This is a genomic window from Streptomyces sp. NPDC058401 (assembly GCF_042722885.1).
In the GTDB taxonomy this organism is placed as follows: Bacteria; Actinomycetota; Actinomycetes; order Streptomycetales; family Streptomycetaceae; genus Streptomyces.
Map to the genome: position 1 here is coordinate 23,789 of NZ_JBHXKA010000086.1, position 10,789 is coordinate 34,577.

Genomic DNA, 10,789 nt, shown 5'->3' on the forward strand with positions numbered 1-10,789 from the left:
ACCGTACGAAAAGTCCCGCCGGAGCGCCCTGCCGGGGAGGTACCTACTTCTGTACGCCCGGAGCAGCGTCCGTACCGGCGCCCGGAGCCGCCACCAGCTCCGCCGCCTCCGCGCGCAGGTCGCGGCGCAGTTCCTTGGGCAGCGAGAAGACGATGGACTCCTCGGCCGTCTTGACGATCTCCACGTCCCCGTACCCGCGCGCGGCCAGCCATTCCAGCACCTCGTCGACCAGCACCTCCGGCACCGAGGCGCCCGAGGTCAGACCGACGGTGGTGACGCCGTCCAGCCAGGCCTCGTCGATCTCGCTGGCGAAGTCCACCAGGTACGAGGCCTTCGCGCCCGCGTCGAGGGCGACCTCGACGAGGCGGATGGAGTTCGAGGAGTTCTTGGAGCCGACGACGATGACCAGGTCGCAGTCCTTGCCCATGACCTTGACCGCCTCCTGGCGGTTCGAGGTGGCGTAGCAGATGTCGTCGCTGGGCGGCGAGACGAGCAGCGGGAACTTGGTCTTCAGGGCGTCGACCGTCTCCATCGTCTCGTCGACGGAGAGGGTGGTCTGCGACAGCCAGACGACCTTGGACTCGTCGCGGACGGTGACCTTCTCCACGTCGTGCGGGCCGTCCACGATGGTGATGTGGTCCGGGGCCTCGCCGGAGGTGCCGACGACCTCCTCGTGGCCCTCGTGGCCGATGAGGAGGATGTCGAAGTCCTCGTTCGCGTAGCGGATGGCTTCCTTGTGCACCTTGGTGACCAGGGGGCAGGTGGCGTCGATCGTCGCGAGCTTGCCGCGGGCCGCCTCCTCGTGGACCACGGGGGCCACGCCGTGCGCGGAGAACATCACGATGGAGCCCTCGGGGACCTCCTCGGTCCGCTCGACGAAGATCGCGCCCTTGTTCTCCAGGGTCTTCACGACGTACTTGTTGTGCACGATCTCGTGCCGCACGTAGACCGGTGCGCCGTACTGTTCGAGAGCCTTCTCGACGGCGATCACGGCTCGGTCCACGCCCGCGCAGTAGCCGCGCGGGGCGGCGAGCAGGACGCGGCGGGAAGCGGGAGCGGGGGCGTCAGCAGTCATGGGCTCCATCGTACGGGGGTGTCCAGCAGGCCGTGGGTCCCCCGTTCGGCACACACTGGGTCGAACATCCACACCGGCCGTACCCCCGGAGGAAAGATGGCGTCCGCGACGGATCCCCGTACGCCGCCCGGCCCGCCCGGCGGCCCGTCCGCCGCACCCGGCAGCTCGCTCCGCCGCAGTCTCGGATTCCGGGACCTGGTGGTGTACGGGCTGCTCTTCATCGCCCCCATGGCCCCGGTCGGGGTCTTCGGCACCCTGGACGCCAAATCGCACGGCGCCGTCGCCCTCGTCTACCTCTTCGCGACGGTGGCGATGGCCTTCACGGCCTTCTCCTACGCGCAGATGGTGCGCGTGGCCCCGCAGGCCGGCTCCGTCTTCACGTACGCCCGCAAGGGCCTCGGCGAGGGTCCCGGGCTGATCGCGGGCTGGATGGCGATGCTCGACTACCTGCTGATCCCGGCGGTCGCGTACCTCTTCTCCGGGATCGCCATGAACGCCCTGGTCCCGGAGGTCTCCCGGTGGGTGTGGACGGCCCTGGCGGTGGTCGTGACCACCCTGCTCAACCTGTGGGGCGTACGGGCCGCCGCCCGCGTGGGCTTCGCCGTGCTGGCCATGGAGATCGCGGTCCTGCTGGTGTTCCTGGTCTCGGCGGTGACCGTACTGATCCAGGGCGCGGCCCACCGCGACTGGCTCTCCCCCTTCACCGGGGACGGCTCGCTCGGCGGGTTCTCCATGGCCGCCGTGCTCGGCGCGGTCTCGGTCGCGGTCCTGTCCTACCTGGGCTTCGACGCCATCGCCTCCTTCGCCGAGGAGGTGACGGGGGGCAGTGCGAAGGTGGCGCGGGCGGTGCTGTTCTGCCTGGCGCTGACCGGGGTGCTGTTCATCGCGCAGACCTATCTGGCGGCCCTCCTCAGCCCCCTGTCGGCGGCGGAACTGGCGGCCGACCCGGGGAAGCAGGGCTCGGCCTTCTACACGACCGTCGAGGCCTCCGTAGGGATGTGGCTGCACGACCTGGTCGCCGTCAGCAAGGCCATCGGGGCCGCCTTCGCCGCGCTGGCCGGGCAGGCCGCGGCGGGCAGGCTGCTCTTCGCGATGGCCCGCGAGGGGCGGCTGCCGCGCGCGCTGGCCCGTACCTCGCACGGCACTCCGCGCCCGGCCCTGCTGGTGGCGGCGACGGTCACGCTGGTCGCGGCCGTGTGGGCGGCCCGGCGCGACGACGGGCTGGACCACCTCGTCTCCGTGGTCGACATCGGGGCGCTGGTGGCGTTCACGCTGCTGCACGCCTCGGTGGTCGGCTGGTTCGTGGTCAAGCGGCGCGAGGGGCCCCCGAACTGGTTCAAGCACCTCGTCATCCCGGTGCTCGGCGCCGCCGTGACCCTCGCGGTGATCGTCGAGGCCTCGTGGACCGCGCAACTCGTGGGGGCCGTGTGGCTGCTGGTGGGCCTGTGCATCCTGGTGGCCCAGCGGGGGCGACGCGGGCAGGACGAAGACTCCCGGCCCGACGCCGGTGTCGGCGCAGGCGGTTAGCCTGCGTGCATGGGTCTGAATTCGTCGGCTGACGCGCCGCTGCCGGTCGGTCAGGTCTCCCGGCTCATCGGGGGCTGGATCGACAAGCTCGGCCAGGTGTGGGTGGAAGGGCAGATCACGCAGCTCTCGCGGCGGCCGGGAGCGGGGGTGGTCTTCCTGACGCTGCGCGATCCCTCGCACGACATCTCCCTGAGCGTGACCTGCTTCCGGCAGGTCTTCGACGAGGTCGCGGACTCCGTGTCGGAGGGCGCCCGCGTCGTCGTGCTCGCCAAGCCGGAGTGGTACGCCCCGCGCGGGCAGCTGTCCCTGCGGGCCACCGAGATACGGCCCGTCGGCATCGGCGAGCTCCTGGCCCGGCTGGAGCGGCTCAAGCGCTCCCTCGCCTCCGAGGGGCTCTTCGCGCTGGACCGCAAGAAGCCGCTGCCGTTCCTGCCGCAGCTGATCGGGCTGGTGGTGGGACGGGCCTCGGCGGCCGAGCGCGATGTGCTGGAGAACGCCCGGCGGCGCTGGCCGGCGGTCCGCTTCGAGGTCCGCAACGTCGCCGTCCAGGGGGTGCACGCGGTGCCCCAGGTGATCCAGGCGGTCAAGGAGCTGGACTCCATGCCCGAGGTCGACGTGATCATCGTGGCCCGCGGCGGCGGCAGCGTGGAGGACCTGCTGCCCTTCTCCGACGAGGAGGTCGTACGGACCGTCGCGGCGGCCCGCACCCCCGTGGTCTCGGCGATCGGGCACGAGCCGGACTCCCCGCTGCTGGACCTGGTCGCGGACCTGCGGGCCTCCACGCCCACGGACGCGGCGAAGAAGGTGGTCCCGGACGTCGGCGAGGAACTGGAGCGGGTGCGCCAGCTGCAGGGCCGGGGGCTGCGCGCCGTGCGCGGGCTGCTCGACCGGGAGGAGCGGGGGCTCGCGCACGCACTCGCGCGGCCGGTCTTCGTCCACCCCCAGCGGATGGTGGAGACCCGGGAGGCGGAGGTGGACGCCCTGCTGGCGCGTGGCCGCCGGACCCTGGGGCACTTGCTGGACCGGGCCGATTCGGAGCTGGCGCACACCCTCGCCCGCGTGGTGGCACTGTCCCCGGCCGCCACCCTGGAGCGCGGGTACGCGGTGCTCCAGCGGGCCGACGGGCACGTGGTGCGCTCCCCCGAGGACGTGTCGGCGGGCGACGTGCTGCGGGCGCGGGTGGCGGAGGGGGAGTTCTCGGTGCGGGTGGCCGACGCCGAGGAGCCCTCCTGAGCAAGGCCGGTACGAGCAGGGCAGGCAGCGCCGGCAGTGCGCTTCACACTGCCGCAACAAATTTCGGTGTACTACACAGTTAAGGTGGGAGCGGGAATGGCCGAGACCGATACGGCGCTGGGGTACGAGCAGGCCCGGGACGAGCTGATCGAGGTCGTCCGCAAGCTGGAGGCCGGCGGCACCTCGCTGGAGGACTCCCTCGCGCTCTGGGAGCGCGGCGAGGAGCTCGCGAAGGTGTGCCGCCACTGGCTGGAGGGGGCCCGCGCCCGGCTGGACTCCGCGCTCGCGGCGCGCGAGGCGGCGGAGGGTGCCGGCGGGGAGTGATCTCTCTCACCCGCCGAGAGATTTAGTTGAAATTTCATCTATCTGCGTCGTAGTCTCTGGACATCGCTACAGCAGTCACGCAGTCCCGCACAGAAGAAGGCTTTCCGATGTCTCTCGTTCTCGACGCCGCCGCTCAGGACCTCCTCTTCCGTGAGGCCCGCACCGCCAACACGTTCTCCGACGAGCCGGTGACCGAGGAGCAGGTCCAGGCGATCTACGACCTGGTGAAGTTCGGCCCGACCGCGTTCAACCAGACGCCGCTGCGCATCACCCTGGTCCGCTCCCCCGAGGCCCGCGAGCGCCTCGTGAAGCACATGGCCCAGGGCAACCAGGCCAAGACCTCCACCGCCCCGCTGGTCGCGATCCTGTCCGCGGACAACGAGTTCCACGAGGAGCTCCCGCAGCTGCTCCCGCACTTCCCGCAGGCCAAGGACGCCTTCTTCTCCGAGCGTCCGGTCCGCGAGCAGTCCGCGCTGGTCAACTCCGCGCTGCAGGCCGCGTACTTCATCATCGGCGTCCGCGCCGCCGGCCTGGCCGCCGGCCCGATGACCGGTCTGGACTTCGCCGGCGTCCAGAAGGAGTTCCTGGACGGCGACCACACCCCGCTGATGGTCATCAACATCGGCAAGCCGGGCGATGACGCCTGGTTCCCGCGCTCCCCGCGCCTGGAGTTCGACCAGGTCATCACGACCGTCTGAGCCCAGCCCCGCACGCAGTGAACGAAAAGGCCGCGCCCCCGGAATCCCGGGGGCGCGGCCTTTTCACGTCGTACCGCTGCACGTCGTACCGCGTCCGCGTCCTGCTGCGAACCCTGCCTGCTACGAACCCTGCGAACCCTGCTTGAACTCCAGCGCCGCGGCCATCGCGCCGAGCTGCTCGAAGGGGGCCGTCCCCGTCACCACGGTGACGTAGCCCTGCTCGTGCCGCACGAGGGCGTCGTACTTCTCGCCGTCCCAGCGCTCCCAGACCTGGTCGCCGACCTGCTGGGTCTGCCCGGTGGCCGTGGCCTTCCGGGTCACCTTGGCGATGTACTTGTCGGAGGCGTCCGCGGACTGCTCCACCGCCACGTACTGCTGCGCCGGGTCCAGGAAGCCCAGGTGCCAGGCACTGGCCTCCTTGCGCGTGTAGCCCACCGAGGTGGCCCGCCACTCCGGGGGCAGCCCGACGGGCACCGCCACGGGGTACGGGGCCGCGCGCCGGGCCGTGAGGCTTTCGACGCGGTAGTCGACCACCCGGGTCGGATCGGCCTTGTCGTCATGTGGGATGACCAAATAGATCCCCCCGACCACGAGCCCGATCACCGCCAGCGACCGGACCATGTCCACGACCGTCTGCTTGCCCTTCATACCTGCCACACCACCATGGTCCCGCATGGCTCCGGGCGATCACCGCCGGGGTCCGGAAGGCACGCCGCGCGCGGCGCAAGATGTCCGCTCAGGACAATCAGCTGACCGATATGGCGCTCATACGTGACCCGGTCTGCTCAATATGTCGACGTACCGATAGAGTCCAGGGACCCTCACTTCCGGCCGTCGCCGTACAGAAAGGTGCGCTCCGATGACCGAGCACAACCTGCCGCCCCAGCTCGAAGTCTCTCCGGAGGCACCCGACCGCAACCTCGCACTGGAACTCGTACGGGTCACCGAGGCCGCCGCCATGGCCGCCGGCCGCTGGGTCGGGCGCGGTGACAAGCTCGGAGCCGACGGCGCCGCCGTCAACGCGATGCGGACCCTGATCTCCACCGTCTCGATGAACGGCGTCGTCGTCATCGGCGAGGGCGAGAAGGACGAAGCCCCGATGCTCTTCAACGGCGAGCGGGTCGGCGACGGCACCGGTGCCGAGGTCGACATCGCCGTGGACCCCATCGACGGCACCACCCTGAACGCCAAGGGCATGCCGAACGCCATCGCCGTGCTGGCCGCCGCCGACCGCGGCACCATGTTCGACCCGTCCGCGGTGTTCTACATGGAGAAGCTGGTCACCGGCCCCGAGGCCGCCGACTTCGTCGACATCAACGCCCCGGTCTCCGTCAACATCCGCCGCGTCGCCAAGGCCAAGAACATGGCCGTGGAAGACGTCACGGTGATCATCCTGGACCGCCCCCGCCACGAGGGCATCGTCAAGGAGATCCGCGAGACCGGTGCGCGCATCAAGTTCATCTCGGACGGCGACGTCGCCGGCTCGGTGCTGGCCGTCACCGAGGACAGCGGCATCGACCTGCTGCTCGGCATCGGCGGGACCCCCGAGGGCATCATCTCGGCCTGCGCGATCAAGTGCATGGGCGGCACCATCCAGGGCAAGCTGTGGCCCAAGGACGAGGCCGAGCGCCAGAAGGCGATCGACGCGGGCCACGACCTGGACCGCGTGCTCTACACGAACGACCTGGTCTCCGGCGACAACGTGTTCTTCGTCGCCACCGGCATCACGGACGGCGAGCTGCTGCGCGGCGTCCACTACCGCTCGGAGACCGCGACGACCTCCTCGCTGGTCATGCGCTCCAAGTCGGGCACGATCCGGCAGATCGACTCGACCCACCGCCTCTCGAAGCTCCGCGCGTACAGCGCGATCGACTTCGACCGCGCCAAGTAGCCCGCGGGCGGCACGGCAACACGGAAGGGGCGCTCCCGCGTGCGGCGGGGGCGCCCCTTCCGTATGCCCCCTGAAGGGGGCGGACGGCTCACTACGAGACTGCGGCCCTACGAAGCTGCGGGCCCTGCGAAGCTGCGAGCCCTGGCCCTACGAGGCTGCGGCCCTACGAGGCTTCGCGCAGCTCCCCCGCCCGGCGCCGCCGGCGGGCCAGCACCACGCGGCGCTCGGCGGCCGTCAGTCCGCCCCAGACCCCGTAGGGCTCGGGCTGGATCAGTGCGTGCTCCCGGCAGGCGACCATGACGGGACAGCGGGCGCAGACCCGCTTGGCGGCGTCTTCGCGGGACAGCCGGGCGGCGGTCGGCTCCTTGGACGGGGCGAAGAACAGCCCGGCCTCGTCGCGCCGGCACACCGCGTCCGCGTGCCATGGACCGTCCTCTTCCCTGGCCGGCACCCGAGGCTTCGGCACGACCGCCGCCGGGCGCCCCTGAAGACTCTGGACGGCGGCTACCTGCAGGGACTGGCGCGGCGGATGCGGCACGGTCTACTCCTGACGACGTATACGCGAGCGAGAGAGGCGACGCACCTGTCCCTACCCGTTGTGCGCGCCCCTATGCACCGTGTGCCGTCGATCCGGCCGGTTCGACCGAAAGGTGCCCCCGCCCCGAGCCCGCCCCGGACCGCCCCGGGCCCCCCGCCGGCCCGCCCCGCCCGGCCCCGCGCCCGTCACCCGGACGTCACGCGCCGGTCGGCGTCCAGTCGGGCCGGCGGCCCAGGAAGGCGAGCAGCGCACCGGCCGGATCGGTGTCCGGACCGGGCGCGGGGCTGAGCGCCGGGGCGTACGCGAACCCGCGCAGCGGCTCGGCGAGCAGCCGGGCGGCCGGGCCCAGGGCCAGCGCGAGGGCGGGGGTGAGCGGGGAGGCCTGGCCGGTGGCGACCGCGAGGTCCCAGGCGTGGACGGCGGCGTCGAGGGCGGCCGCGGCGACGGCGGTCTCGGCGGGGAGGGTGAAGGGGGGCAGCGGCACGGGCACCTCGGCGGTGCCCGGCCGGACCCCGGCGAAGGCCTCCGCGGCGGCGGCGAGGGCCGGCTCCAGCAGCTCCGCGGGGGTGCCCGTCAGGGCGCCGGTGGGCGCGAAGGGGTCCTCGGCCGGTCCGGGCCCGCCGGTGAGGCGGCCCGCGTAGGCGAGCTGGTCGCCGGCCGCGTGCTGGAGCACTTGGCCGACATTCCACTGCTCGCACGGCGTCGGTGCGCCGAGGGCGTCGGCCGGTACGGCGCCCGCGACGGTGCGCAGCGCCTCGTATGCCTGGTCGAGGAGGTCCCACTTGGATGCGGTCATGGGCCGACCCTACGGTCGCCTACCGGCCAAAGGGGCTGATTTCAGGGCCAGTTGTCGGCGCGCCGCCCCTACCGGGCGCCTTCCCGACCTACCGGGCGCCTTCCCAGCCCTTGCGGAGCCGGTGCGCGAGGTCCACCAGGCGGGCGCCGAGTTTGGGGCGGGCCTCTATGTTGCCCAGCAGGGCGAAGCCGCGGACGATCACGACCGGGGCCTGCGGGTCGGTCGCGCCGCGACCCTCGCCCCGCACTTCGAAGTTGCCGAGGACCCCGCTGCCGTAGCCGCGCAGGGTGACGTTCTCCGGGACCAGGATCTCCACGTTGCCGAGGATGCTCGTCACGTTGATCTCGGTGACCTGCTGCTCGAAGACCGCCTGGGTCAGGTCGATGCTGATGTCGCCCATGACGGAGATCGCGCGGGTGTGCGCGCCCGGCCGCCAGCGACCCTTGCGGGAGGAGCTGCTGCACACGGCGACGACCGTCTCGACCGGGGCGCCCGCCGGGGCTCCCGGGGCGTAGTGCGCCGCCTCCTGCCGGGCGCCGGGCGCGGGCAGGTCCCGTACGAGCACGTCCAGCTCGGCGACCGTCTTCACCGCGTACAGCGAGTCGAGCCGGTCGGAGTGCTCCTCGGCGGTCAGCCGGCCCTCGGCGACGGCGTCGGCGAGGATCTGCGCGATCCGGTCCCGGTCCGCATCGGAGGCGCGCAGCCCTGGGGCCGGAGCCGGCGCGGGTGCGGGGGCCGGCGCGGGGGCCGGCGCGGATGAGGGCTGCTTTTCCAGGTCCACGCGCCCAGCATAGCGAGACACGATAGATCGCGATACTGGCCAGTGAGCCTTACCTCACAACAAAAGCCGCCGGAAGAGGTCCTACGCTGGATACCGCGCTGCCAAACGGTCGTCAGCGCCGTCTGCCGAGTGAGGGAATGACTGCCGTCATGCCAGAGTTTGCGTACACCGACCTGCTGCCCCTGGGCGAGGACTCCACCCCGTACCGGCTGGTGACCTCCGAAGGCGTTTCGACCTTCGAGGCCGACGGCCGTACGTTCCTCAAGGTCGAGCCGGAGGCGCTGCGCAAGCTCGCCGAAGAGGCCATCCACGACATCCAGCACTTCCTGCGCCCCGCGCACCTCGCGCAGCTGCGCCGCATCATCGACGACCCCGAGGCCTCGGCGAACGACAAGTTCGTCGCCCTCGACCTCCTGAAGAACGCGAACATCGCGGCGGCCGGCGTGCTGCCGATGTGCCAGGACACGGGCACGGCGATCGTGATGGGCAAGCGCGGCCAGAACGTCCTCACCGAGGGCTCGGACGAGGCGGCCCTCTCCCACGGCATCTACGACGCGTACACCCGCCTCAACCTCCGCTACTCGCAGATGGCCCCGGTCACCATGTGGGAGGAGAAGAACACCGGCTCGAACCTGCCCGCGCAGATCGAGTTGTACGCGACCGACGGCGGCGCGTACAAGTTCCTCTTCATGGCCAAGGGCGGCGGCTCCGCCAACAAGTCCTTCCTCTACCAGGAGACCAAGGCGGTCCTCAACGAGGCCTCCATGATGAAGTTCCTGGAAGAGAAGATCCGCTCGCTCGGCACGGCGGCCTGCCCGCCGTACCACCTGGCGATCGTGGTCGGCGGCACCTCGGCGGAGCACGCCCTGAAGACCGCGAAGTACGCCTCGGCCCACTACCTGGACGAGCTGCCCACCGAGGGCTCCGTGCTCGGCCACGGCTTCCGCGACGAGGCTCTGGAGCAGCAGGTCTTCGAGCTCACCCAGAAGATCGGCATCGGCGCGCAGTTCGGCGGCAAGTACTTCTGCCACGACGTCCGCGTCGTCCGCCTCCCCCGCCACGGCGCGTCCCTCCCGATCGCGATCGCCGTCTCCTGCTCCGCGGACCGCCAGGCCACCGCGAAGATCACCGCCGAGGGCGTCTTCCTGGAGCAGCTGGAACGCGACCCGGCCCGCTTCCTCCCGGAAACCACGGACGAGCATCTCGCCGAATCGGCGGACGTGGTCTCCATCGACCTGAACCAGCCGATGGACGCGATCCTCGCCACCCTCACCCAGCACCCGGTGAAGACCCGCCTCTCCCTCACCGGCCCGCTGGTCGTGGCCCGCGACATCGCGCACGCCAAGATCAAGGAACTCCTCGACTCGGGCGCGGAGATGCCGCAGTACCTGAAGGACCACCCGGTCTACTACGCGGGCCCCGCGAAGACCCCCGAGGGCTACGCCTCCGGCTCCTTCGGCCCGACCACGGCCGGCCGCATGGACTCCTACGTCGAGCAGTTCCAGGCGGCGGGCGGCTCCAAGGTCATGCTGGCCAAGGGCAACCGCTCCCAGCAGGTCACCGACGCGTGCGGCAAGCACGGCGGCTTCTACCTCGGCTCCATCGGCGGCCCGGCGGCGCGCCTCGCCCAGGACTGCATCAAGAAGGTCGAGGTCCTGGAGTACGAGGAGCTCGGCATGGAGGCCGTCTGGAAGATCGAGGTCGAGGACTTCCCGGCCTTCATCGTGGTCGACGACAAGGGCAACGACTTCTTCCAGAACCCCGCCCCGGAACCCACCTTCACCCACATCCCGGTCCGCGGCCCGGGCCTGTAACGAGTTCCGGTGGGGGCGGCGGCCGCCGCCCCCCCCGGAACACCCACCGGGCGCACCGGCGCGACAGGTTTTGCTGGGGGCCCGGCCGAGTTAGAGGCACGGCGGGGGGGAG

The 10,789-nt window shown here is 71.5% G+C and carries 11 protein-coding genes; 6 read left to right on the forward strand and 5 right to left on the reverse strand.

Annotated features, from left to right (window positions below; all coding sequences use genetic code 11):
* Positions 1-43: 43 nt before the first annotated feature.
* Entirely contained in the window at positions 44-1,084 is a 1,041-nt protein-coding gene (locus ACFWNV_RS27065; protein ID WP_383952031.1) for a 4-hydroxy-3-methylbut-2-enyl diphosphate reductase, read from the reverse strand.
* Between the two features lie 87 nt (positions 1,085-1,171).
* Here ACFWNV_RS27065 and ACFWNV_RS27070 point away from each other — a divergent pair, with 87 nt between their 5' ends.
* From ACFWNV_RS27070 to ACFWNV_RS27085, 4 genes are all read left to right on the forward strand, one after another.
* Positions 1,172-2,602, forward strand: a complete 1,431-nt coding sequence (locus tag ACFWNV_RS27070; RefSeq protein WP_383952033.1) for an APC family permease — start codon at positions 1,172-1,174, stop codon at positions 2,600-2,602.
* A gap of 9 nt (positions 2,603-2,611) precedes the next feature.
* Positions 2,612-3,835, forward strand: a complete 1,224-nt coding sequence (gene xseA / locus ACFWNV_RS27075) for an exodeoxyribonuclease VII large subunit (RefSeq protein WP_383952035.1) — start codon at positions 2,612-2,614, stop codon at positions 3,833-3,835.
* A 96-nt stretch (positions 3,836-3,931) separates the two neighbouring features.
* Complete coding sequence (locus tag ACFWNV_RS27080) at positions 3,932-4,159, forward strand: exodeoxyribonuclease VII small subunit (RefSeq protein ID WP_250742764.1); 228 nt, start codon at positions 3,932-3,934, stop codon at positions 4,157-4,159.
* A 107-nt stretch (positions 4,160-4,266) separates the two neighbouring features.
* Positions 4,267-4,857: a malonic semialdehyde reductase gene (locus tag ACFWNV_RS27085; RefSeq protein ID WP_383952037.1), complete on the forward strand. Its 591-nt coding sequence runs from the start codon at positions 4,267-4,269 to the stop codon at positions 4,855-4,857.
* Positions 4,858-4,977: 120 nt separating this feature from the next.
* Here the strand turns inward: ACFWNV_RS27085 and ACFWNV_RS27090 are convergent, their stop codons facing one another.
* Positions 4,978-5,505, reverse strand: coding sequence for a DUF4245 domain-containing protein (locus ACFWNV_RS27090; protein WP_383952047.1), 528 nt, complete (start codon positions 5,503-5,505; stop codon positions 4,978-4,980).
* Positions 5,506-5,716: 211 nt separating this feature from the next.
* Between ACFWNV_RS27090 and glpX the strand changes: the two genes are divergently transcribed.
* Positions 5,717-6,748: a class II fructose-bisphosphatase gene (gene glpX, locus ACFWNV_RS27095; RefSeq protein WP_383952039.1), complete on the forward strand. Its 1,032-nt coding sequence runs from the start codon at positions 5,717-5,719 to the stop codon at positions 6,746-6,748.
* A 163-nt stretch (positions 6,749-6,911) separates the two neighbouring features.
* Here the strand turns inward: glpX and ACFWNV_RS27100 are convergent, their stop codons facing one another.
* From ACFWNV_RS27100 to ACFWNV_RS27110, 3 genes are all read right to left on the reverse strand, one after another.
* Positions 6,912-7,286: a WhiB family transcriptional regulator gene (locus tag ACFWNV_RS27100; protein ID WP_374213444.1), complete on the reverse strand. Its 375-nt coding sequence runs from the start codon at positions 7,284-7,286 to the stop codon at positions 6,912-6,914.
* Positions 7,287-7,482: 196 nt separating this feature from the next.
* Positions 7,483-8,082 carry a TIGR03086 family metal-binding protein gene (locus ACFWNV_RS27105; protein ID WP_383952041.1) on the reverse strand — a complete coding sequence of 200 codons (600 nt, stop codon included), beginning with the start codon at positions 8,080-8,082 and terminating at the stop codon, positions 7,483-7,485.
* Between the two features lie 88 nt (positions 8,083-8,170).
* Positions 8,171-8,863 (reverse strand): DUF1707 domain-containing protein, encoded by a 693-nt coding sequence (locus tag ACFWNV_RS27110; protein WP_383952043.1) that lies wholly within the window; start codon positions 8,861-8,863, stop codon positions 8,171-8,173.
* Between the two features lie 149 nt (positions 8,864-9,012).
* Between ACFWNV_RS27110 and ACFWNV_RS27115 the strand changes: the two genes are divergently transcribed.
* Positions 9,013-10,677: a fumarate hydratase gene (locus ACFWNV_RS27115; protein WP_383952045.1), complete on the forward strand. Its 1,665-nt coding sequence runs from the start codon at positions 9,013-9,015 to the stop codon at positions 10,675-10,677.
* Positions 10,678-10,789: the final 112 nt, after the last annotated feature.

Excerpts from the sequence above, each read along its gene's own strand:
- ACFWNV_RS27065 (WP_383952031.1), bottom strand. The coding sequence starts at position 1,084 with ATGGAGCCCATGACTGCTGACGCCCCCGCTCCCGCTTCCCGCCGCGTC.
- ACFWNV_RS27070 (WP_383952033.1), top strand. The coding sequence starts at position 1,172 with ATGGCGTCCGCGACGGATCCCCGTACGCCGCCCGGCCCGCCCGGCGGC.
- xseA (WP_383952035.1), top strand. The coding sequence starts at position 2,612 with ATGGGTCTGAATTCGTCGGCTGACGCGCCGCTGCCGGTCGGTCAGGTC.
- ACFWNV_RS27080 (WP_250742764.1), top strand. The coding sequence starts at position 3,932 with ATGGCCGAGACCGATACGGCGCTGGGGTACGAGCAGGCCCGGGACGAG.
- ACFWNV_RS27085 (WP_383952037.1), top strand. The coding sequence starts at position 4,267 with ATGTCTCTCGTTCTCGACGCCGCCGCTCAGGACCTCCTCTTCCGTGAG.
- ACFWNV_RS27090 (WP_383952047.1), bottom strand. The coding sequence starts at position 5,505 with ATGAAGGGCAAGCAGACGGTCGTGGACATGGTCCGGTCGCTGGCGGTG.
- glpX (WP_383952039.1), top strand. The coding sequence starts at position 5,717 with ATGACCGAGCACAACCTGCCGCCCCAGCTCGAAGTCTCTCCGGAGGCA.
- ACFWNV_RS27105 (WP_383952041.1), bottom strand. The coding sequence starts at position 8,082 with ATGACCGCATCCAAGTGGGACCTCCTCGACCAGGCATACGAGGCGCTG.
- ACFWNV_RS27115 (WP_383952045.1), top strand. The coding sequence starts at position 9,013 with ATGCCAGAGTTTGCGTACACCGACCTGCTGCCCCTGGGCGAGGACTCC.